The 22,162-nt window shown below is 49.1% G+C and carries 18 protein-coding genes; 10 read left to right on the top strand and 8 right to left on the bottom strand.

Annotated features, from left to right (window positions below; translation table 11 throughout):
* A complete protein-coding gene (gene argJ, locus H6G46_RS10480) occupies positions 1–1,260 on the top strand; it encodes a bifunctional ornithine acetyltransferase/N-acetylglutamate synthase (RefSeq protein WP_010872831.1) in 1,260 nt (419 codons plus the stop codon).
* A 63-nt stretch (positions 1,261–1,323) separates the two neighbouring features.
* Entirely contained in the window at positions 1,324–2,442 is a 1,119-nt protein-coding gene (locus H6G46_RS10475) for a hypothetical protein (protein ID WP_020862357.1), read from the top strand.
* A 326-nt stretch (positions 2,443–2,768) separates the two neighbouring features.
* On the opposite strand, the gene der is transcribed toward H6G46_RS10475, so the two are convergent.
* Positions 2,769–4,127 carry a ribosome biogenesis GTPase Der gene (der, locus tag H6G46_RS10470; RefSeq protein WP_010872829.1) on the bottom strand — a complete coding sequence of 453 codons (1,359 nt, stop codon included), beginning with the start codon at positions 4,125–4,127 and terminating at the stop codon, positions 2,769–2,771.
* Positions 4,128–4,319: 192 nt separating this feature from the next.
* On the opposite strand from der, the gene H6G46_RS10465 reads away from it, so the two are divergent.
* On the top strand, positions 4,320–6,842 hold the full coding sequence (locus H6G46_RS10465) for a DUF5777 family beta-barrel protein (RefSeq protein WP_199303600.1): 2,523 nt from the start codon (positions 4,320–4,322) through the stop codon (positions 6,840–6,842).
* A gap of 274 nt (positions 6,843–7,116) precedes the next feature.
* On the top strand, positions 7,117–7,683 hold the full coding sequence (locus H6G46_RS10460; protein WP_010872827.1) for a hypothetical protein: 567 nt from the start codon (positions 7,117–7,119) through the stop codon (positions 7,681–7,683).
* 59 nt (positions 7,684–7,742) lie between these two features.
* On the opposite strand, the gene H6G46_RS10455 is transcribed toward H6G46_RS10460, so the two are convergent.
* Positions 7,743–8,822 (bottom strand): PIN/TRAM domain-containing protein, encoded by a 1,080-nt coding sequence (locus H6G46_RS10455; protein WP_010872826.1) that lies wholly within the window; start codon positions 8,820–8,822, stop codon positions 7,743–7,745.
* 182 nt (positions 8,823–9,004) lie between these two features.
* Here H6G46_RS10455 and H6G46_RS10450 point away from each other — a divergent pair, with 182 nt between their 5' ends.
* Both H6G46_RS10450 and H6G46_RS10445 read left to right on the top strand, forming a co-directional pair.
* Positions 9,005–9,235, top strand: a complete 231-nt coding sequence (locus H6G46_RS10450) for a hypothetical protein (RefSeq protein ID WP_010872825.1) — start codon at positions 9,005–9,007, stop codon at positions 9,233–9,235.
* 86 nt (positions 9,236–9,321) lie between these two features.
* Complete coding sequence (locus H6G46_RS10445; RefSeq protein WP_010872824.1) at positions 9,322–10,620, top strand: GAF domain-containing protein; 1,299 nt, start codon at positions 9,322–9,324, stop codon at positions 10,618–10,620.
* Here the strand turns inward: H6G46_RS10445 and H6G46_RS10440 are convergent.
* The 4 genes from H6G46_RS10440 to H6G46_RS10425 form a co-directional block, all read right to left on the bottom strand.
* Positions 10,617–11,468, bottom strand: coding sequence for a M48 family metalloprotease (locus H6G46_RS10440; protein ID WP_010872823.1), 852 nt, complete (start codon positions 11,466–11,468; stop codon positions 10,617–10,619). The two genes, H6G46_RS10445 and H6G46_RS10440, sit on opposite strands and share 4 nt — an antisense overlap.
* A 203-nt stretch (positions 11,469–11,671) precedes the next feature.
* Complete coding sequence (locus H6G46_RS10435; protein WP_010872822.1) at positions 11,672–12,193, bottom strand: late competence development ComFB family protein; 522 nt, start codon at positions 12,191–12,193, stop codon at positions 11,672–11,674.
* Between the two features lie 185 nt (positions 12,194–12,378).
* On the bottom strand, positions 12,379–12,591 hold the full coding sequence (locus tag H6G46_RS10430; RefSeq protein WP_010872821.1) for a hypothetical protein: 213 nt from the start codon (positions 12,589–12,591) through the stop codon (positions 12,379–12,381).
* 104 nt (positions 12,592–12,695) lie between these two features.
* The gene (locus H6G46_RS10425; RefSeq protein WP_010872820.1) at positions 12,696–14,948 is read right to left on the bottom strand and encodes an ATP-binding protein; all 2,253 of its coding nucleotides are present in this window, start codon (positions 14,946–14,948) and stop codon (positions 12,696–12,698) included.
* A gap of 191 nt (positions 14,949–15,139) precedes the next feature.
* On the opposite strand from H6G46_RS10425, the gene H6G46_RS10420 reads away from it, so the two are divergent.
* Both H6G46_RS10420 and H6G46_RS10415 read left to right on the top strand, forming a co-directional pair.
* Positions 15,140–15,694, top strand: a complete 555-nt coding sequence (locus H6G46_RS10420; protein ID WP_010872819.1) for a cobaltochelatase — start codon at positions 15,140–15,142, stop codon at positions 15,692–15,694.
* A gap of 143 nt (positions 15,695–15,837) precedes the next feature.
* Complete coding sequence (locus H6G46_RS10415; protein ID WP_010872818.1) at positions 15,838–16,596, top strand: DUF928 domain-containing protein; 759 nt, start codon at positions 15,838–15,840, stop codon at positions 16,594–16,596.
* On the opposite strand, the gene H6G46_RS10410 is transcribed toward H6G46_RS10415, so the two are convergent.
* On the bottom strand, positions 16,527–19,325 hold the full coding sequence (locus H6G46_RS10410; protein WP_020862361.1) for a CHAT domain-containing protein: 2,799 nt from the start codon (positions 19,323–19,325) through the stop codon (positions 16,527–16,529). The two genes, H6G46_RS10415 and H6G46_RS10410, sit on opposite strands and share 70 nt — an antisense overlap.
* Positions 19,326–19,473: 148 nt before the next feature.
* Between H6G46_RS10410 and H6G46_RS10405 the strand changes: the two genes are divergently transcribed.
* Positions 19,474–20,220 (top strand): hypothetical protein, encoded by a 747-nt coding sequence (locus H6G46_RS10405; RefSeq protein ID WP_010872816.1) that lies wholly within the window; start codon positions 19,474–19,476, stop codon positions 20,218–20,220.
* Positions 20,221–20,433: 213 nt separating this feature from the next.
* On the top strand, positions 20,434–21,219 hold the full coding sequence (hisF, locus tag H6G46_RS10400) for an imidazole glycerol phosphate synthase subunit HisF (protein ID WP_010872815.1): 786 nt from the start codon (positions 20,434–20,436) through the stop codon (positions 21,217–21,219).
* A gap of 36 nt (positions 21,220–21,255) precedes the next feature.
* Here hisF and H6G46_RS10395 read toward each other — a convergent pair whose 3' ends face one another.
* Positions 21,256–21,987 (bottom strand): glycoside hydrolase family protein, encoded by a 732-nt coding sequence (locus H6G46_RS10395; RefSeq protein ID WP_010872814.1) that lies wholly within the window; start codon positions 21,985–21,987, stop codon positions 21,256–21,258.
* Positions 21,988–22,162: the final 175 nt, after the last annotated feature.

Genomic DNA, 22,162 nt, shown 5'->3' with positions numbered 1-22,162 from the left:
ATGTGGCAGGCTTTTCCTATGGCTGACTGGCAGGTAATTGAGGGCAACATCACCGCCCCCAAAGGTTTTAAGGCGGCAGGCATCACGGCGGGACTAAAACCGTCCGGTTCCCCCGATTTAAGCCTGATTTACTCCGAAACTGAGGCGATCGCCGCGGGAGTTTTTACCACCAGTCAGGTGCGGGCAGCCTGTGTGGACTATTGTCGCCAAAGGTTACAGGCTAAGGCCAGCGCTAGGGCTATTTTGGTGAACTCTGGCCAAGCCAATGCCGGCACGGGCAAACAGGGCTGGGACGATGCGGTGGAGTCGGCCCAACTGCTGGCCCAGGGGCTAAACATTTCCCCCGAAAGTATTCTGCTCGCTTCCACTGGTGTCATTGGCCAACGCATCAAAATGGAGCAGTTACGCCAGGGCATTACCCCATTAATTCAATCCCTTGCCCCCAATGGCGGCGATAAGGCGGCGAGGGCCATTATGACCACGGATTTGGTGCCTAAAACCATCGCCCTGGAAACAGAAATTGATGGTCGCCCGGTGAGGATGGGGGGCATTGCCAAGGGCTCTGGCATGATTCACCCCAACATGGCCACCATGCTAGCTTTTGTCACCTGTGATGCGGCGGTTTCCACCGCCCTCTGGCAGCAGATGCTCAGTCGGGCCACCCAAAAAACCTTTAACCAGGTGACTGTGGACGGGGACACCAGCACCAATGATAGTCTCTTTGCCCTAGCCAATGGGGAATCCCGCACCGCCGCCATTACGGAAATGGGCCCCAACGCCGAGAAGCTGGAAGCCATGCTCACTGCTGTGTGCCAACATTTGGCCAAGGCGATCGCCAGGGATGGGGAAGGGGCTACCTGTTTGATGGAAATTCAAGTCACTGGGGCCCCGGATGATCAATCTGCCAGGGCCGTGGCCAGAACCATTGCCGGTTCTTCCCTAGTTAAATCCGCCGTATTTGGTCGGGATCCCAACTGGGGACGCATTGCCGGGGCAGCGGGGCGAGCTGGAGTTAAATTTGACCAAAATAATCTACTGATTAAATTGGGCAACTACGTACTTATGGACCAGGGCCAACCCCTAGAATTTGATCGCCCTGGAGCGAGCAACTACCTCAAGCAGGCCGCTTCTGGCGCTTATCTAGAACAGGACACAGTACTAATTCAGGTGGATCTAGGTACTGGTTCGGGGCAAGGAACCGCTTGGGGCTGTGATTTGAGCTATGACTATGTCCGGATCAATGCGGATTACACGACCTGATCTGTTGGGTCGCTGGGATAAAATCTAGTCCTATTGCCTCGCCCTGTTGTTAGACTAGTGCCCATGACCCGTTCCATCCCTAAAATCCGTGAGCAGTTAACTCAGATCGAAAATCAAACGGCCATTCTGGGGCATCACTTTGCCGCCACCTATGACCAGTATGCCCAGCGTCTGGGACAGATTCTCCAACAGCAGGGGGTCTATGCCGTCTATCAGATTTGTACCCAAATTTATCCCGATGCTTTTCTCCAGCTAGATTACAATCCCCGTCATAAATTTCAGACCCAATTACGCACGGCGATCGCCAAATTTTATGAGCAACTGCTAGCAAACTTGGAAAAAGAAGGAATTTTTCTGGACTCTTCCCGCCAGGAACAGATTGTGGAGGAACCAGAGAACACCCCAGAGGAAACGGAAGAATTGATCCTATTGGGGAGCGATGGAGAGGTTCCAGAGGAGGAAAAACCCGAAGATAGCAATATTCCGGACTTACAGGAAATCAAAGACTTTCTCAGTCAAGCCCTACAGAAAGAAGGCCTATCCCTAGAAATGCTATTGCCCCAGGGGATGGGGTCTACGGAAGCCAAAGTACCGACCGTGATTAAAACTCCTGAGGATTTACAAAAATGGCATTTACAGGTGGAAAAAGTCCTGCACCGTAGTGTGGTAGCCCTGTCGATGAACATTAACCGTTTGCTCACTGCTAGTAAAATTATTCCTCCCAATCTGCCCCTCCATATTCTAGAAATGGCCCTACAGTCGGAGGATGACCGGCTAGCCCCCAACCGAGAAAAAATGCCCCACGTGGTCAATTTATTGATCGAAAAAGCTCAAAAACCCGAGTCGGACAATGTCTCCCCACCGCCTACTGACCAAGGGGAGGATGATACGGAAAACGATGATGATGACGATGAAGATCTTTCTCCAGAGGCCCTAGAGGAATTGATTCACCGGTCAAAACGGGGACAAATTAGTCGTTTGACAGCCCTGAATTTGCGGCTCAAGGATCTGGAATTTGCTGACGTTAATCTGGGATTAATTCGCAAACAAATTCACACCTATCTCAAGGATTTAAATAAACTGGAAAAACAATATCGTCAGTTAGAGCGGCAGCAGGTGACGGCCAAGGCAGAATTAGCCTGGCGTAGTACGTGGCAAAATCAAGATAATGGTGGAGCTTAGTACCCCAGTTATCCTCTGGGAACTGGCAGCGGTTGGCGAAAAGTTGCACACAATTCCCCCAGTATGATCAGAGCTTTAGAGGACTAATTGGGGACAATACCTAATTTTGTCAATACTTTCTTCGGTGACATTAGAGAGTGTTTTAAAAGCCCCCCGACCCCCCAAATTTAAGGGAAAACTGAGTGAAAGTCCCCCAGTATTGTCGGAGCTTCAGTGAGGAAATTTAGGGGGCGGAATAAAACTTTCCAAACACGCTCTTAAAGATTCCTGTGATCCAACAATGACAATTGTTAGGTATCCCTGTAAATTGTCAACTGTTTTAAGTTTTAGACTTTGGTAGCCCGGTTGCGACTACCCTCCATTTCCCTCACTTTTTTACCCCGCCAGAATAATCGAATGGGGGAGCCAAAAAAGCCCAGTTGTTTACGGAATTGCTTTTCAATGTAACGGCGGTAATTATCGTTAAACCGGTTGGGATCATTAACAAATAAGGCGATCGCCGGTGGTTGGGTCGAAACCTGGGTTCCGTAATAAATTTTGCCCTGTTTACCTTGGCGAGTGGTGGGGGGAGAATGCCAACTAACGGCTTCTTCCAACACTTCATTGATTACAGCGGTGGTGACCCGACGGCGATGTTCCTGGGCGGCAATATCCACACAATCAAGGATTTTTTGCACCCTTAGGCCGGTTTGGGCACTGACAAAAATCATTTCGGCCCAATCCATAAAATAAAGCCTAGCCATTAACTGTTCCCTGTGCTCGTAGATGGTGTAGGAATCTTTTTCCACCGCATCCCATTTATTTATCACCAGCACCACTGCTCGGCCATCTTCAATGATGCGCCCCGCCAATTTCAAATCCTGCTCCGTTACCCCATCCAAAACATCTAGTACAAATAACACCACATCGGCCCGGCGAATGGCCTTAAAAGCCCGGTTAATGCCAAAAAATTCGGCGCCATAGTCCACATTCTTTTTCCGCCGAATGCCTGCCGTATCAATTAAGCGATATTTCTGCCCGTTGCGCTCCACCACCATATCGATGGCATCCCTAGTAGTGCCGGAAATGGGGCTGACAATAGCCCGTTGTTCCCCGGTTAATGCGTTGAGCAAGCTGGATTTACCCACATTGGGACGACCAACGATCGCCACTTTGATCTCATCTTCTTCCGGCTCCTCTTGGGGGGCGGGCAAATATTCCAACAGGGCATCAAGTAAATCGCCCGTACCACTGCCGTGGATGGCCGACATGGGATAGGGTTCCCCCAGCCCCAAATGCCAAAATTCCGCCGCCTGGATAGCACCTTGGTCGGGGGATTCACACTTATTCACCGCCAAAATGACCGGAACGGATTGTTGCCGGAGCCATTGGGCAATCTCTTCATCGCTGGCAGTGGGCCCCTGTTGGCCGTCTACCACAAAAATAGCTGCCTTCGCTTCCGCTAGAGCTAGGTTAGCCTGTTCTCGAATTTCGGGTAAAAATTCGCTGTCATCGTTGAACACTAACCCCCCCGTATCCACCACTTGGAAGTCTCGGTCTCGCCAAAAAGCTGGACGATAGGTACGGTCCCTCGTGATGCCGGGTTGATCATGGACAATGGCTTGTTGGTTGCCGGCTAAACGATTAACGAAGGTGGATTTACCCACATTGGGGCGGCCGATAATGGCGACGATGGGAAGGGACATAAAAAATTTAAAGGCAAAAAATTGAGAATAAGTGAAGAGAAATCCGTGGCTTTGTGGTGATCGCCGTTGAATAAGTTTAGAGAAAAGGGGAAAATTAAGTATTCCGAACTTAAATTAAAGTTAATGCGTATTTGAAAGAATAGGGATATTATGTCTTCTAATTGGTGTGAGTTTTGAGTGAGGAACAACCGCATGACTTTCAAAAAGCCGGCCCAGATGCTTGGTCTTCTAGGAGCATGGTTAGTGCTTGGGGCCTGGAGCAGTAACACGGATCACCATGGTATCAGTTCTCCGTCGGCTTTGGCTGATCCCCCATTTCCCAATCAAAAAATTTCCCCTGTCTTCACTCAAAACAATGATTACAGTTCTACTATTTCCTTTTCCCCTGCAACCCTAGTTAGCCAACGCCCCAGTCGATCCGGTGGTCGTTCCATTTTAATGGTCGAAGCAGAGGAGGATAATTTTGCCGTTCTCCAAGCCGTTACCCTCACCGTTGATAACGTAATTTTGCACATTAACGGGCAACAAACCGCCGCTGAGTTGACCCTAGATTCCCGCACCAATCGTTTAGCTCTGGTGGTAGAAGGGGTGAAATTAGCCGATTCCATCCCCATTAATCAAGATAATGCTGGCCCCGATGGCACTCTGATGAAACGTCGCCTCAGAATTAAACAATTAGACCGGGGTGTGGTGGAAGTTAGTCTTAATGCCCAGGAACAAAGTTGGACTGTCCGCTCCCATAACCAAGGTTTACTCCTAGCTCCCACGGCGATCGCCAACACAGCGGAAACCTTAGAAATTAAGGATGAGGTCAGTCAGGGGGAATTATCTCCTGAAGAAACTTTGATACTTTCCCAAACAACGGCGATCGACGGAGCAAGGGTAGAAGAAACAAGTGTGGAGACAACCACTACTGAATCTGCCCAGAATGGGATTACAGAAGAATCTTCTGACCTTAACCAAACCAATGGCCTCGACATTATTACTGGCCCCATTGAGCCAACAATTTCTTCCGAAGAAAGTACTGTAAACGTTCTAGAAACCCAGAGAGAAAATGATAGTAATCAAGAAAAATTGGCAGTAGTTCAAACTGATCAAATAGAAGTAACAGAAGTCGAAGTCACAGAAACCGAAACTCTGGATACTGTTGAATTTGTCCAAGAGGAAGTGGTAGAAGAATCTCCCCCAGAAGAATCTGAAATTACCACACCTTTATTGCGTCAACCCTTAAGAATATTAAACCTGCCCACCGCTAACCAGCTTTTGCAAGGACAGGTATTGGGCGCGTTTGGCCAAACCCAAACCTTTGGTGGGCCAGGCATGGGCAATCAAACCTATTTTATCTACGCTGATTGGGGACTCACTAACGACCTCCAAATAGGCTGGTCTTTCATGTACAACGACGACCCCACCTACAATGCCGTTAATGGAGCTTTTATCGAGCAGTTATATCAATCAACTGGTCCTAACTTAAAATACAACATTTACAGCGATGAAAATTGGGGTATCAGCGTTTTAGGCTCCATTGAACAATTCCAAATTTACAGTGGTCCTGGACTATTTAATAATGCTAATTCCCCCACCTTGAGTAGAACTGTTGCGGGAACTGTACAACTCCCCATTTCCTATAACTTGAGCGAACAGTTTCAGGTTACTTTTACGCCGGCAGTTAATATTTTTTCTGATAGTCTCAATAGCATTCCCTTTTACGGCACGGTCTTTAGCGTCGGATTGGGAGCAAATTGGCGCGTTTCCGAGCAACTTTCCCTTTTTGGCAATACCGTAGTTCCCTTATCCGGCGGTAATTCTATCAACACATCTAGGGAAATATCCAAAACCCCCATTTGGTCTGTCGGCGCTAATTACGCCTTTAGTAAAGCCGTCGGTTTTGAGTTGAGCTTAACTAACTCCTTTGGGGGCACCCCGGCCACTGGCATCTTAACTTTGCCCACCGCCGCCAATGAAATTCTATTGGGAGCCCAGTTTAAGATAGCTCCCCTTGCCAAAGAAATTTATCATGTTGACTATAACGACCGGCAAAAAAGATTATTGTTTGACTGGTTTACGCTAACTACTCCCTATGTTTTTCCCACCGATGATTTCGGCGTAAGGTTTACAGCGGATACCGGGGGCAGTATCGGCGGCGGGATCTTTTATAGCGTCTTGCAAAATTTCCAAATGGAGTTACTGCTCTCCTACATTGGCGGTTTTGATACCAAGTCGGTCATAGACTCATCCCAGGGAACCGCTACCCAATGGCGCCTAGGGGGCAAGCTTGCATTTTTAAACCAAGCCGATGGCGATCCCCTGTCAATTAGTGGCCGTTTAACTGGTGGTCGCGATATTAGTGAAGAAGAACAGGGATATTTTATGCTTGAATTTCCTTTTATGTATGAAGTCAATAATCAATTAGCTTTGCTCTTTTCTCCCAAGGCTGCAATAACCGGTGGCAAAACTCCTGTGGGATTGGGATTGGGGGCAAATTATCAAATTTCCCCTGTCATACAATTGATTGCTGAAATTACCCCCATCGTCACCGGGGAAAGACTAGTATGGTCTGCTGGTTTAAGACTATTCCCCCTGGAAAACTTGGCGATCGATTTAATGGGCACCAATGCCACCAGTCAGCTTGATTTAGGAGAATTGATAGCGGAGCCTGGCACCCGTTTCTCTGCCGGTATCCAGTGGCGCTTTGGCCAGGGCTCTAGTAAATAGCCAATCTCTTTCTTTTTTCCATCAGGGACACAAATGTTGAGTTTGAGTTTTCGATGATGGGGGAATTTAAGCTTTATGGCGGCTTTCCCCAATACCATTGGTCATGGCGCCCTATGCTTTGATGGATTCCCAAAAAGCACGGCCATGAATTGCGGGTTCGGGACAGAGCGGAAAAACCGATGTGCCGGTAGGGACTGCTAAAATTGTGGGGTCTTCAGGTCATGTCACCAGACAAATGATCTTAATTGACGGATTGGCGTAATCGGAAACAACCATGCGAATTTGGCCAGTGGTGCTGACAGGATTAGTTATCGTTTTCCTTTCCCTTGGTGGTGGTTGGGCTATGGCCCAGACGTGGGCTCCCCATGGTCAACCAGCCAATGATCTAATGGCCCAGGCAAGCATTCCCCAGAATTTGCCCCCAGTTATCCCTGATAATCCCCGTTCCGTCGATCCGATTCCTACCCGTTACCTTCCTGGTTTCGAGTCCTACATCGAAACCTGTACTGGCTGTCACATTGCCCTGCCACCGGAAGTCTTACCCCTGGATTCCTGGCAGGAGATTTTGCGTCGTCCGGATGTCCATTATGGGGTCAGCATTCCTAACATTAATCGCCTGACCCAATTGCTGATTTGGGATTATGTGAGTACGTTTTCTCGACCACTGCCTCCAAATAACCCAGTCCCCCTCTATGCGGAAAAATCACGCTTTTTCAAAGCTCTACATCCACGGGCCCCTATGCCGGAGGAAGTCACAAGTAAGACCTGTATCACCTGTCACCCCGGGGCAGAAGTTTTTGACTTTATTACGTTGTCTCCAGAATGGCAGGATGCTCCCTAGGGAAAAGCGGATCTGATGGGAAATCGTTTTGCCGTTTCTGAAAAACTGCCAATTTTGACCTAAGAAGCCAGCACTGAAGGGGGTTTGGCAAAAATCATCCGACCGGCGGAGGTTTGCAAAGCTGAAGTGACAATGACCTGCAATTCTGACCCTACATAGTTGCGCCCTTCTTCCACCACCACCATGGTGCCATCTTCTAGGTAACCTACTCCCTGGGAAGCTTCCTTGCCTTGTTTGATGATTTTTAGCTCCAGAGAATCCCCTGGTAGGTAAATGGGCCGCACTGCCTGGGCCAAATCGTTCACGTTGAGAATTTGGACTTTTTGCAAGTTGGCAACTTTGCTGAGGTTGTAATCATTGGTGAGCAAAATGCCATTGATTTCTTGGGCTAAATGGACTAATTTGGCATCCACCGTGGCAATGTCGTCATAGTCAGCGGAATGAATAACGATGCTTTCGGGAAAATCCGCCTGGATACTGCCGAGAATATCTAATCCCCTCCGGCCTCGCACCCGTTTTTGGTCATTGCTGGCATCGGCTAATTGTTGCAGTTCTGCCAAGACAAATTGGGGCACTAATACCTGCCCTTCAATAAAGCCGGTGGCTAATAGGGGCTCAATGCGACCGTCGATGATGCAACTGGTATCAACAACTTTAGGCGGGATGGGCTTGAGGGTGCCCTCGGCCAACAACATGGTTTCAATGCTGTTGGGGTTAATTAGGCGCATGAAGGTGCGGCCATGGGTGTCGGCCAAACTGATACCAAGAAAAGCAAAAACCACACTGCCAAACACTGCCAGGGTGGGCTTAATAAAGGAAAATTCCCCTGGAATGGGCAGTAGAAAGATGGGAGCTAGCATGAGATTAGCAATCAACAAACCAATTACCAAACCCACTGCCCTGGTAAGAATTGTCTCAATGGGAGTTTGTCGAATCTGATTTTCCAATCTGCGATAGGTGGTTTGGGCCACTAACCCGATCGCCAGACCAATAATGGACATGAAACCCGCCGCCAGCCAACGCAGGGCCTCCATGTTGGAAATTTGCATCTGTACGGAATCCGGTAACAGGTCCACCACGGCGAAGCCGACCCCTGCAAAGGTGAAAATGGAGAGGAGAATAATGACGGCGTCTAACATGGTGGAGTTATGAAACTGGCGTTGATAACTTGGAGGTGGCAGGAAGGGGGATGTTGACAAAAATTGTTCAATCTGGACGGACTTTCCCAATTGGTAACTTTTCCTGAAGTTCCATATATTATATCCGCCTGGCCTGAAACTGATGGGATACTATAATTGGTGAAGACCTCGTTTCTAACGCCATGAATGACAATACCACCGCCTCGCTTCGGGACTCTGAAAAAATAGAAGTTTCCATTCAGTTGGACTCGGATCTAATGGATCAAATTCAGCATTTGACCAATGAGCCAAATCGGGTAATTGAAATGGCTGTGAAGCAGTGGCTACGGGGTGAAAAACAACGGGACGATGAGCTAACCCGCAATTTACGCCGCAATCCCCCTGTTCCTCCCCGGGGAGAGTGGAACGACTAATTTTTTGACTTCCTACGGGAGAAATAGACCCCATGGTTGATTATGCTATTTCCTCCGCTGACTCCATTACCTAACCACTTTTTGACATGGGACAGCCGAGCGATTTGACGGAATCCACCCTCAGATTTTCTTCTTTGGATCCTCTGCATCCCCCGGTTATTTCCCAATTGACGGCGATCGCCAAAAGGATCCGACGCAATAGCCTCCATCTGCCCACCATTTGGCAAGAGGCAGTGGATAGTATTGGCTCTACCTTGGGGGTAAGCCGTTGCCTACTGTTGACAAAGGATTTCCAAAGTCGCCACCTGCAGATTGAAGCAGAATTCTGTCAGCCCACAGTGACCGCCTTCGCTGCTCTAATTGTGCCGGAGGAAAGTGAAATTTGGCGGCAGTTATTCGAGCAACACCAACCCATCACTCTCTACAATGTCCAGTTTCAAGGGGAGGATTTGGGGGGACTGTGGATTTTCCCCACCCTCTACCAGGACCAAGCCAACGGCTATCTGTGTTTGCAACAAGTTGGTCCGGCCCCTGGTCCCTGGCATCCAGAAACAGAAGCCCTACTTCAGGAATTGGCCGAGCAAACCGGCACGGCGATCGCCCATGCCACCCTCTACCAAGAACTAACCCAGGCCACCAAAGCGGCAGAAGAAGCATCCCGGCTCAAAAGTGAATTTCTGGCCAGCACCACCCACGAACTCCGCACCCCATTAAATGGCATTATTGGTTTTCTGCGGCTAATTTTAGACGACATGGCGGATTCAGAGGCGGAAAAACACGAATTCGTCGAAGAAGCCTACCAATCTGCCCTGTTATTGCTCAATTTAATTAATGATATTCTCGACCTGGCCAAAATTGAAGCGGGTCGAGTGGGCATTGAATTGGAAGTGGTGGACTTTAGTGAAGTGCTCCAGGCAACAGAAAATTTTGCCCTGCCCCAGGCCCAAAATAAGGGCCTCAGCTTTAATCTCACTGCCCCCAACCAAGGCCCTCTGCTGGTGTATGGCAATCAGCGTTGGTTACTGCAGGTGATGCTCAATATTGTCGGCAACGCCATCAAATTTACCCACGAAGGAGGTATTACAGTGGCCGTGGAAGTAATGCCCCGCACTGTGCTCTGGGAAGGTGTACAGAAACCAGGATTATTAAAAGTGAGCGTGGGAGATACGGGCATTGGAGTTTCCCTCGAGCAACAGTCCAAATTATTTAAAAAATTTGTGCAAATTGATGGCTCCCATTCCAAAGCCTATGGAGGTACGGGGTTAGGGCTGGTAATTTCTCAAAAGTTGGTGGAAACCATGGGGGGCAAAGTGGCCTTTTTTAGCATGGGGGAAGGACTGGGGTCCACCGTCACTTTCACTGTTTTACTAGAGGAATTACCCTAACGCAGGGTGGGGGCAGAGGATTGGCGGCCAATGCGTCGGCTATAAGCCTGGGGATCCAATCCGTCTCCTTGGTAGAGGTATTGGGACGGGATACTCCTCTGGAGGGAAGTGATGCGATTTTGGGTGAGGGGATGACTGCTAAGAAACTCTGGAGCGGCACCACTCTGCCGTTGTAATTTTTCCATGAAACTAACCATGCCTACGGGGGCATAACCAGCCCGCACGAGGTTCCTTAGCCCCATGGCATCGGCGCTTAATTCATCTTCCCTACTCATGGGCAGATTGAAACCCAGTTGCATAGCCATCTGGACAATATTATTTTCCCGCATACCGGCGGCGGAAATTAATCCTTGGGAAAGACCCACATCCCTCATTCTTGTCACGGCATGGCGTTCGGCAATGTGGGCAATTTCGTGGGCAATGACACCGGCTAATTCCGCTTCATTTTCGGCGGCGGCAATCAAGCCGGTATTCACATAAACAAAGCCCCCCATGGTGGCAAAGGCGTTAATTCTGCGGTCATCTACCACCTGGAATGTGTAGGGGATATTGGGGCGACTACTGGCCCGGGCTAACCGTTGACCAATTTCGTTAATATAACTTTGCAATTGGCGATCGCCGTGGGGACGAAATTCTCCTTGTTGGTAAAGTTGCTGATTAATCTGTTGCCCTAGCCGTACTTCCTGCTGGTCAGAAAGATTGGAAAGTTGAATCACCTGTAATCCTTGGAGCAATAAATTCATCCAGGACTGGGCCCGTACCGGGGAAGCAATGGCAACGGTGACAGTGGCGGTGAGAACAACGGTTAAAATCCAAGCAAACAAACTTTGATAGCGACGAAAACCCATCTTGCACTAGGCCCAATTAATCCACAACATCGGCGGTGGTTCCCCTAAAAAAGTATGAAGATAACCGGAACCAACCAGGGTAAAACCTGTTGGAAAACACGATTAAGTCAGGGAAAATCACCAGCAGATAAATTAATCCTATGGCCGGAGACTGGGGCTAAGACTATGGCCTATGGCAGTTCTTAATTTGTGCTATTTTGCGCTCAATCCTGGGCTAGGGCTTCCAATAACAATGCCATTTGACTGATCAGATCCTGTTTCACTAATGGTTCTAGGGGCTTACGGTCAGCGATTTGAGGCCGATCAAAATATCTGCCCAAGCCATCTTTCACCTGTTGTTGAATAAGAAACTCCAGTTCTTCAGAGGCCCGTTGCCGTTGATATTCGGCGCCCTCTTCGGAGGTGGCGTACAGTGGTGGTAGGCGGTTGAGGGCATAGGCGGCAATGTCGGCAATATCGGGTTGTTTTTCCGTGGTCTTCTGATATTTAGACACCTGGGAAACCACCTCAGTGAGGACCATTTCCTCCATGACGTTAATAAATTTCTTGTGGGGCATGGCCACCACGTCCCCAGCCAACAGGGCCGCCATCAGGCGATCGAGCGCTTCGTATTCCCCTTGGTCTAAATCCACTCCACTTTCACAAAGACGTCCCACTTCTGCTTCCATAGCGGGGGTGAGGTATCCATCCTGGAGGGCTTTGGTAAAGATTTCTTGGATGCTCATGGGGGGGCTTAGTGCGGGGTAGAAAGGCTGATTGGCGGAGGAAAAAAGTACAGAGTTATGTGGCAGATGGTGGTTATAGAGATTGGAGATTAGCTCAGTTTTATCAACGGGCCATAAAGAAATGGTTTGACAATATTGCCTAATCGTCCCAATGGCTATAACTGCTTTGACTGGATGATTAATTCCTAACGGCGGGGAGTAATGTAGGCGATCGCCGCTAGGCGCACAATGGTAGAACGTTCAGAGTCATCGACTAGCCCTAGGCCATCGGTATCTTGCCAACGAATGGTGCCGAAGAGGGAATCCCCCGTTAGTAGTTTGATTTCCACCGGGGTTTGATCCTTGATCAAAAGCTGTACTTGGCGGACACTGGGTAATCCGCTATCAAATCTGCTCATCAGTTTTCCTGCAATTCCCCTCAATCTTAATATCTTATCGGTATTTCGAGGATAGAAACTCCAAAAAACATTAATCTATAGTCCAAGCATTAATCGTAAAAAATTTAGCGGAGGGGTTCCTGCTGGATACTCTGCACCCGTTGTAAAAGTAATTCTGGCTGGAGGGGTTTGAGCAAGTAATCGTCAATACCTTTTTGGGATAAGGCCTGCCACTCCGCTGAGGATAGGGACTCACTCAGCAGAAAAACCGTGACCTTACTGATGCGCCGGGACTTTTTAATACCCCTGGTCACTTCCGTTACATCGACAAAATCCCCATCCACAATAATCAAACCCGGTTGTAACAGTTCCACCTGCTGCAAAGCATTCGTAGTATCAATTAACCAAATGACCTGATAGTTAGCCACAGTTAATAATTCACAAATCAGCGTGGCAATTTCCTCATCCTGTTCGATGACAATTACACTGGAATTAAAGGGCATGGCGGCATCCAACTTATCCTGCACTTGTCCCTTGGTGGTTGGGGGGAAATTCTGCTGGGGGATTACAGTGGTAAAAATTGTCCCTTGCCCAGGGCTAGATTCCACTTCGATATACCCGCCATGGAGTTCCACCAACTGCTTGGTTAAGGCCAGGCCGACGCCACCGGTTTCATAGAAGCTAGTGTAGCTGTCCCCCGCCACTTTAAAAGCTTCAAATAACACCGGCAACTGTTGTTCATTGATGCCAATGCCCGTATCTTCCACCTGAAAAATAGCCTGGTTACTTTCTTTCCAAATGCGGAGGATAACTGTGCCTTCCGCCGGAGTAAATTTCAGCGCATTATTGAGCAATTGGGTCAGAATTTGGTCAAGTCTTTCCTGATCAGCGCAGAATTGGTCTTGGCCCACATTAATTTGGTAATCTAGCTCTAAATTAATTTGTTGTTTAATTGCCACCCCCAACAGGGAGTGAATCACTGTCTGGGCTAGGGTATGCAGGGAAAAAGATTGACAGTTGAGGGCTGTTTGGCCGGATTCAAGCTGGGACAGTTGGATAATACTGTTAATTTGATCCAGCAGTTTTTTACCGTTTTCTTGGATATTTAGTAGGTAATATTGTTGCTTAGCTGGGGGTAGGGAAGCGGGATGGTCGAACCATCTTAACAAAGTAGCAGAAAGACCGATAATACTGGTCAAAGGAGTGCGTAACTCATGGGAAATATTATTGATAAATTGACTTTTGAGGAGGTTAGCTGCCTGGGCCGCCATGAGGGTATCCCGCAATTCCTTGGTCCGTTCAATTACTCGCTTTTCAAAGTTATTTTTTTGTTTTTGCACTTCGCTATACAGCAAGGATTGCACGATCGCCACAGCTAGGTGTTCGCCGATTTGGCCTAAAAAATTCTTCTCGCTATCCAACCATTGCCGGGGGTGGTGACACTGGTGGGCAATCAACAAACCCCAAAGTTGTCCTTCAACAATAATGGGAGCAACTAATTTAGCCCGGACCTGATAGCGTTGCAGCAGCCCGACTAAACAGTAGGAAGAAGAGTAGTGATTTTCAATGTCGCTGACCGCCACCACGGCGCCCTTAAGATACTTCTGTTCGTAGCTGAAGACCTGGGAAAAACAATCGTTTTCGGTCATGATGCCCAACATGGTGTCAATTTCTGGCGATCGCCGGGCTTCGTAGGTCACCTCTCCATATTGCTGGCGGGGCCTGGGGGCGGGAATTTGATTTTCCTCGAGCGGTGTTAGGGATGGTTGGCTGTAGTGGAATTGGTAAATAACTAGGCGATCGACAAAGAGAAATTTTTGCACTGCCGTCACCGCATTGTTGAGGATTTCCGACAGGTCTAAACTTTGGCGAATTTGGGCAATAACCTGGCTCAAAAGTTTGACTTGACTAGCCTGCAAACTGTCCTGGAGAGAAGGCTCTGGGGAAAAGCTGGTGCTGTCGCTATTGAGAATTTCTAGTAGCCCCAGGGTCAATTGTTCGGCAATGGTGGGACCAGATGGAGTCTCTGGCCGGTGGGGCATGGCTTCCGCTACCACGGGCAAATTTTGCTTTTGAATGAAGTCTTCGATGATACCCTGGGCAAAAGTGATGGACACCGCATAATGGTGGGGAGAAATTTGTTCTCCTTCCAACAGGGCCCATTGCCCTGGACTAACCAGGAGGGCAAAACGGTGGTCAACCTCTGCCTCCAGCACCGATGGCCCAGGGGGAGGCTTCAAACTACTGGGCAAATCCCCCACAAAACACTGCACCCCATCTCCTGTTTGTTGGGCCAGGGTACGCCAAAAACGGAGCAAGCGTTCAAAGGTGACAGCAGGTAAGAGTCGACGGAAAATGGGGGAAAAAGCGGGTAGCATGCCGAATTGAACATAGACTGGGCGGCGGCATTCAACGACCAAGCCCCATGGATTTCTATTTCCATCATGCCTAGGTTTTTGCCTAACCCTTCAAAATCTAAGTATTTTTAAAGATCTAAGATTTTTTTAAGGAAATTATTTATCTAGCCCTTGTCAGTCCATGGATTTATCTCCATATATTTTCAACTATTATGCATCGTCTTGCTAGTCTTCCCGGTGGTTGGACCCCGGCCATGGAAGGGGTTATTATCGTTGAGCAAACTCCTGCGCCGCTAATTTTTTTAACCGCCGCTGACACTGATATCCAGGCAATCGCCAGGGTGTGGCCCCGATTGCCCGGGGATTTTCCCGATCTGCGGGTTTGTAATCTGCTGAATTTGCAACAGTCTTTTTCCCTCGATGACTACGGCGATCGGGTATTGGGCCAAGCAGAGGTAATTGTGGTGCGGCTGTTGGGGGGAAAAAGCTATTGGCCCTACGGCTTGGAAGTATTGGGGGAACTAACGGTAACCAAACCAGATCTGAAATTATTTGTCTTGCCGGGGGACGATCGCCCAGATCCCTCCCTGATGAACCAGTCCACAGTGCCCCTCACCGCAGTCCATTGCCTGTGGCAATATTTTGCCGAGGGGGGAACGGATAATATTCGCCATGGCTTGATGTGGTTGGGGGACTACGGTTTTGGTCGCAATTATCGGCCCCCTGCCCCCCAAATGGTGCCAAAAGTGGGGATTTATCGTCCTTAGACAATTCTCACTCCACTGTAGACCCCCTAACCTCCAGCCAACGGAATTTTTATTGGTCAATCCCGCCACTGAACATCCCCTCGTTACCCCGGGTTGACCTAGGCTAAGCTGGAACCATAATTCCTCAAATTCCCAAATTTGCCATGGTTAATCATCCCTTGCCGCTTTTGTTAGCCACTGCCCTAACCTTTACCGTATCTGCCCCCCAGACCATTGCCTCTGGTGTTGATGATTTATCCTTTAGCCCAACCCCAACGGAAACCCTAGTTAGCTTGAAATTTCCCCAGGCTGGTGATCGGGGTACCACCCAAAGCTCCGGAGGAGGAGGCACTAGGGGCGGCAGTTGTTTCACCCAGGCCAACACCAACCTCAGAATAGTGGCCCCCAGCCAAGACACGTTTACCGCTACGGCCAATCCTAGTTTGTTTGTTTATGTACCCGCCAACAAAGGAGTGGAAGGGGAATTTGTCCTAGTGGATGGGGCCGGGGAATTAATCCATAGCCAAACCGTGGCGGTGCCCAGTAAGGAAAGTATTTTGGCGATCGCCGTTCCCACAACCGTAGGGTTAGAACCAGGCGGGGAATATGCTTGGGCATTTGCCGTTAATTGCACCATTGACAACCAAGTGGTGGGCAGTGCGGTGGAAGCCGGGCTCGTGCGCCAGGAATTAGATGTTGAGATAACAGAGCAAATTGAAGAAACCAATGAACCTTTGAGCAAAGCCAATCTCTATGCCAACCAAGGTATTTGGCAAGATACGTTGATGATTGTGGCCAGTCTGCCGGAACAACGGCAGGAATTGGTAGAACTGTTTGATTCCGTGGGTTTGGGTCAATTTAGCGATGTGCCCATTCTTTTTGTCGGTACCGATGAAGCCGGAGACGTTCCCTTGACTAACTGATTAGTAGGGCGTAAATTTTGCCATTCCCCCTGGAGGGTGAAACCGGCCCAAAAATAGGGGGAAGCAAAACGGGGGTCTTCCTTCAATTTTTGTTTGGCCCATTGCAAGGCGGCGGCCGGGGGCATTTGCCGTTGCAGTAAAGCCCGGTAAAACTCCGTCATTAAACGGGCGGTGGCTTCGTCATCCACACTCCACAGGCTAACCACGACCCTAGCCGCCCCGGCATACATAAAACCTCTAGTCAGGCCAATTAGTCCTTCGCCCCGGATTTCCTGACCAAGTCCTGTTTGGCAAGCACTGAGCACCACTAAGTCCGCTGGCAGGTTAAGGTTAAAAATATCGTACAAACGCACGAATCCGTTGATGGGTTCCCCCTCTGGATTGAGTAGGGAAAGGACCAGTCCCGACAGTTGAGGATTTTTACTGTTGAGAATGCCGTGGGTGGCAAAGTGAATAAAACGATACTGCCCCATGGTGTCGGCAAAAACCCGGGCCCTGGTGGCTTCAAAGCCTAATTCATTTAAACTGGCTTCCGGGGGAAAGAGGGCCACCAATTGTTCAGCTTCCTGTTCGGTGTAGGGGAGCCGGTCAAAATAAACCCCCGCATCCCTGGCGGACAGTTCCAAATCCACCGGCAAATTGTCTGGACGACGGGCGATCGCCGTACCCAACCTTTCGTCACTACTGGTGAATACTGGATCGGCAAACACCGCCAGCAAATTGGGGGCTGGTTTCCTCTGGGCCGTATTTTGCCGCAGAATGCCTAGGGTAGAAGCAGACGGCATGGTAACCAATTCGTGGCGATCAGTTAAATAGGTGGGGGGCTGGCCGGGAGGATTGTCCGTCACCAAGGCTCCAAAGGGCAGATATTGCAACACGCCATCGGGCACAATCAGCAATCTTTTTCCTGCAATCACTGTCGGGTCTGGGATTAACTGACTATATAACTGGGCCCCTTGATTGATGGCCAGGGGGCGACGAATCCGCTGGGTAGGCTCCAAAAAGGATTGGCGAAAGGTCTTAATGGCCTCGTCCAACTGGTCAGCGCCGGGAAGTACGTAACTCCGCAGGCTAGATTCACTTACCACCCAGAGATGACTGCGCTCTTTGCCCAGGGCGTATGCCAACAATAGGGTTTCATTGTCCAACAGGGCTTGGATTTGAGGTAAGTCCAATGGTCGGGGGCGGGTAAGGGCGCTATAGTCGGGATTTTGTCGCTCAATTTGCCCTAAAACTCGGTCATACCGTTGCAATAGATCTGTTATGGCCTGGTCCAACTCCCTTTGTTTTTGTGGATCATAGTTAGAACTATATAACTTGATTTTCTTTTCCTGGAGGGTATTGAGTTGCTGTTCAATGGTTTCTTTTTCGTTTACCAACTGAGAAGAAATTCCCTTGGTGATTTTCCCTGGGGTTTGGGCCAAAATATCCAACAAAGATCTAGCTTTAGCGGATTCACTAACCACCAAAGCTTTTTCATCCCAGCCTTGATTGGGTTGCCGTTGATGTTGTTCCATTAACAGGTCAATATAAAACTGATAATAATCCTGTTTGGAAGCTAAAAAGCTAGCCCTTAAATCCTCGTTGCCAATGGCCTGTCGTAGATTTTCCAGTAAATAAATTGCCTCTTCAATTTCCGCCATGGCCTGCTGTACTTCTCCCTGTTGCTTCCAAGCCACCGCTAACCAATAGCGAGTTAAGCTTTCCTTCAGGCGATCGCCAGTGGTTTGTCGTAGGATTAAAGCCCGTTGATAGTAATCGAGCGCTGTGGGTAAATCCCCTTGCAAAAAAGCTAGGTAACCCAAATTATTTAAGCTACTAGCTTCCCCATTTTTATCCCCCAACCGTTGCCAGATTATTAATGCTTTTTGGTAATTTTCTTGGGCTAAATTTAATTGCTGATTTTGCACCTGCATAAAAGCGAGGTTATTTAATCCCGCTGCCTGGCCTCGCACAAGATCCGGTGTGGCCCGATCGCCAAGGTCATGGATCAAACCTTGCCAATGTTGAAAAGCATTTTCTTCCAGGGCTAAAGCGCCTTTTAGATCTCCACTGGCTAATTTCACCTGGGCCAAATTATGTTCAATGCCAGCGATATTACCCCGGTTCCCCAAGGATTGGGCCTGGGCCAAAGCTTTGTTGTAAAAATACTCGGCCTGAGTTGTTGCCCCCAAAGTCAAATACATTTGCCCCAACTCATTCTGACTAATCACCTCCCCCGTTTTAAAGTTGGCTTGTTGCCAAAGGGGTAAGGACTTTTCCAAGCTTTCAAATGCCTCCTGGTAGTTACCCTGTTGTAATTGCAATTGGGCGATCGCCACCAGACCATTAGCCTCCGTTTGGGTATCTTTCAAGGCTTGGGCGGTGGTTAATAACTCTTGGTAACAGGCTAAGGCCTTTGTCGGGGGAGCCAACTGACGCTGAACCAAACAAAGAAAATTTAACGTGACCGCTATCTGGGGTAAATTATTTTCCTGCCGCCAGAGGGCCAAGGCCTCTTCCCAGGAACTTTGGGCCGCTTGAAAATCTGTTAGGTTACCCTGCTGATAATGCTTGAGACCCTGATTAAAATATTGCTGAGCAGTGGCGATCGGAGTTTTACTTTCTCCTTTCAAGATGACTTCTGGGGGAGACTGGGCTAAAGATATATAACTCCATTTCCCGCCCCCCAAAACACAAACTGTGACCACGGAGGCAAAGGTTAAGTTGAACAAAAAACGCACTGCCATGACCACTTTTTCTCCAATAAAATACGTTGATAAACGGCTAAGATGGAAGCGAAAATTTTCCTGTGTCGTCTAGCCCCAAAGAAAAACGACTTTCCCCCCCCCTAACCAATTTTACGTTCCCCTACAGATCCTTTCCCGGTGCCATGCCATGATTACCCCACCCAGCTCACCCAAAGCCAAATTTCTTAAACTAAGTGCCATCGGTGCTTCTGCGCCCTTACTCGCCCTGGGATGGGCCGTGGCCCCCAGCCAAGCCCAAATCAGCCAAGCAGTGGTGCAGGAAATCATTGACGGTCCCCAGGTTTACATCGAAGAAATCCAGGCAAAAGTGGATGACCAAGCGGAATTTGGCCAGGTCATAGTGACCAAAAAAGCCAGAGCCGGAATATTGTTTAATAATGGGGCGTCAGGAAGATTGAGCGAAAATGCCAGCGTAATTGTCGGTCAATGCGTAGAGTTGGAACGGGGTAAGTTGCTGGCCAGTGGTCCTGTCAATGGTTGTATGGCGGGGGTCAGTGTGGCGGTGACTGGCACAGTGTATGTCATGGAAAGGAATGAAGGTCAATCGGGGGAAATTAAGGTTCTGGAGGGGGCGGTGTTGGTTAGTGATCCGGAAAATCCACAGCAAAGAACTCGGGTTAAAGCGGGGGAAAAGGTCAGTGTTTTGGAGGGCATCCTCGGTTCTGTGATTCCCATGACTCCGGAGGAGTTAGTCGCCCTTTTGAGTGGTAGTTTGTTCAATGGCTTCAGCATTCCGATCACTCCGGATGGAGCCTTGCAGAGTATGTGCTCCAACCTTTTGCCCGGGCTGAGTTGTTCCACCGGCGGAGTGAACTACTCTCCCCCTATCCCCAGTTTGCCGGTGCCCATTCCTTTCCCCAGCTTTGGTTTCTAAATCAATAGTCAACAGAAAACCTTCCCCTCAACTAAGTTGCTGGGAAAATGTATTTGTCGGCCAAGGGACTTGGATGGGGAAATGGAACTTCACCGCCCCATTCGAGCTTAATCTTTGGGATACTACGGACAAATTGCCGGGTTCGGATGTTTTATTTGCTTCGTTTAATTCACATTGACCACAATTTTTGTTTGAAATATTTGCAATAAAATTATGACCTTAGCAAAACGGATTTTGCCTTGTTTAGATGTCAATGCAGGGCGGGTGGTCAAGGGCATAAACTTTGTTGATCTCCAAGATGCCGGGGATCCGGTGGAGTTGGCCCGGGCCTATAACGAAGCGGGGGCAGACGAGTTGGTGTTTTTAGACATCACTGCTACCCACGAGCAACGGGACACCATTATTGATGTGGTTTATCGCACTGCGGAAGAGGTGTTTATTCCCCTAACGGTAGGGGGCGGCATTTCTACGTTGGAACATATTAAAAATCTGCTCCGGGCTGGGGCAGATAAGGTGAGTGTTAATTCCTCTGCTGTGCGGGACCCGGACTTTATTAGTCGAGCTAGTGACCGTTTTGGGCGGCAATGCATTGTGGTGGCGATCGATGCCCGTCGTCGGTTAGATGCGGATAATCCCGGCTGGGATGTGTATGTGCGGGGGGGGCGGGAAAACACCGGCCTAGATGCGATCGCCTGGGCGGAGGAAGTGGCCAAACGGGGGGCAGGGGAATTGCTGGTCACCAGTATGGACGGGGATGGCACCCAAGCGGGTTACGATCTGGCCCTCACAGCGGCGATCGCCGAACGGGTGGAAATTCCGGTGATTGCTTCCGGGGGAGCGGGTAATTGTCAGCACGTGTACGAAGCATTCACGGAAGGCAAAGCTGAAGCGGCACTGTTAGCTTCCCTATTGCACTATGGTCAGTTAACCATTGGGGAGTTGAAAACCTTTTTAGAAGCGAGACAAATTCCAGTCAGGCACACTGCGGTTTGTGGCTAAGGGGACAACTAGGAATAAATTTTTTGTCAAATCCCTTCAATCCTGATGATGGTGGGCCAAAAGCAATTCTTCTTGCAACAACTTTTGATAAAGTTCCGGTAAACGTCTGGTAATCACATTGTCCTCAATGCCGTAGCCCAAACTAGTCCAAGTGGGGGAAAGGTGACGCAAAACCTGGTCTAGATGCCCTGCCCGCAATTGGGCCCCAATATCCATCCCCCAGGCTTTGGTATCAGCTAGCCAACGGTAAAGCACTTGGTCCTGGTACTCCGGCTCAAAGCTGTAATTTTTCCAGAGCAAAAATTTCTGGGGCTGGGGATGATATTTACCCGCTTTTTCAGCCCAGGTGGTATTCAAAAACTGGTAACGCCCAGAGGCAGTACTGCAATTGCCCCGATTCGGCCCCATAAAAATTTTGACGCAACGGTTGGGATGTTCGCTCAAGTCCTGGACATGCTGTCCCCCGTAAATAACGTTATAGGGTTGGGGCGTATTGGCTTCACTAGCACTGATGGTCCGCATCAAGGCCCGCAGATAGGGATCCCCCCCTTCCATCACTAGAGGGGCGATTTCCACCGAACTGGAGAAAGAAGGTAGTTTTAGCTTCGACCAAGGGGACTGCCACAGGGCCATACCTCCCCAACCCAACAAAACGGCGATCGCCATGGTCCAGGGCCAGGGGGAAGCTAACCAGGGGCGACTTTTAGCCGAGGAAAGGTCGGATGGGGAGTGGGAATTGGGGTCAAGCAAAAATTCGCGGTCAATCATGGATGGGGGCCAGCGGAACCAGGGCGCTTTCCATCATAGGACTATAGCCATGGCAGAATAAGTTTCCCTTTTTTAGAGAAATTCATCCCCTACGACGAAGAAACCAAAGCCTTCCCAGAAAAGCTTTAAAATAGTTAACAAAGCTAAATTGTTGCAACAGTCGATCTTCTGCGAC

This window comes from Synechocystis sp. FACHB-908 (assembly GCF_014698595.1).
Taxonomy (GTDB): Bacteria; Cyanobacteriota; Cyanobacteriia; order Cyanobacteriales; family Microcystaceae; genus Synechocystis.
This window is presented reverse-complemented; position numbering and strand designations above follow the sequence as displayed.

Excerpts from the sequence above, each read along its gene's own strand:
- H6G46_RS10410 (WP_020862361.1), bottom strand. The coding sequence starts at position 19,325 with ATGGCAGTGCGTTTTTTGTTCAACTTAACCTTTGCCTCCGTGGTCACA.
- H6G46_RS10450 (WP_010872825.1), top strand. The coding sequence starts at position 9,005 with ATGAATGACAATACCACCGCCTCGCTTCGGGACTCTGAAAAAATAGAA.
- der (WP_010872829.1), bottom strand. The coding sequence starts at position 4,127 with ATGTCCCTTCCCATCGTCGCCATTATCGGCCGCCCCAATGTGGGTAAA.
- H6G46_RS10420 (WP_010872819.1), top strand. The coding sequence starts at position 15,140 with ATGCATCGTCTTGCTAGTCTTCCCGGTGGTTGGACCCCGGCCATGGAA.
- H6G46_RS10445 (WP_010872824.1), top strand. The coding sequence starts at position 9,322 with ATGGGACAGCCGAGCGATTTGACGGAATCCACCCTCAGATTTTCTTCT.
- H6G46_RS10455 (WP_010872826.1), bottom strand. The coding sequence starts at position 8,822 with ATGTTAGACGCCGTCATTATTCTCCTCTCCATTTTCACCTTTGCAGGG.
- H6G46_RS10395 (WP_010872814.1), bottom strand. The coding sequence starts at position 21,987 with ATGATTGACCGCGAATTTTTGCTTGACCCCAATTCCCACTCCCCATCC.
- H6G46_RS10465 (WP_199303600.1), top strand. The coding sequence starts at position 4,320 with ATGACTTTCAAAAAGCCGGCCCAGATGCTTGGTCTTCTAGGAGCATGG.
- H6G46_RS10460 (WP_010872827.1), top strand. The coding sequence starts at position 7,117 with ATGCGAATTTGGCCAGTGGTGCTGACAGGATTAGTTATCGTTTTCCTT.
- H6G46_RS10415 (WP_010872818.1), top strand. The coding sequence starts at position 15,838 with ATGGTTAATCATCCCTTGCCGCTTTTGTTAGCCACTGCCCTAACCTTT.
- H6G46_RS10435 (WP_010872822.1), bottom strand. The coding sequence starts at position 12,193 with ATGAGCATCCAAGAAATCTTTACCAAAGCCCTCCAGGATGGATACCTC.
- H6G46_RS10440 (WP_010872823.1), bottom strand. The coding sequence starts at position 11,468 with ATGGGTTTTCGTCGCTATCAAAGTTTGTTTGCTTGGATTTTAACCGTT.
- H6G46_RS10405 (WP_010872816.1), top strand. The coding sequence starts at position 19,474 with ATGATTACCCCACCCAGCTCACCCAAAGCCAAATTTCTTAAACTAAGT.
- argJ (WP_010872831.1), top strand. The coding sequence starts at position 1 with ATGTGGCAGGCTTTTCCTATGGCTGACTGGCAGGTAATTGAGGGCAAC.
- H6G46_RS10425 (WP_010872820.1), bottom strand. The coding sequence starts at position 14,948 with ATGCTACCCGCTTTTTCCCCCATTTTCCGTCGACTCTTACCTGCTGTC.
- hisF (WP_010872815.1), top strand. The coding sequence starts at position 20,434 with ATGACCTTAGCAAAACGGATTTTGCCTTGTTTAGATGTCAATGCAGGG.
- H6G46_RS10475 (WP_020862357.1), top strand. The coding sequence starts at position 1,324 with ATGACCCGTTCCATCCCTAAAATCCGTGAGCAGTTAACTCAGATCGAA.
- H6G46_RS10430 (WP_010872821.1), bottom strand. The coding sequence starts at position 12,591 with ATGAGCAGATTTGATAGCGGATTACCCAGTGTCCGCCAAGTACAGCTT.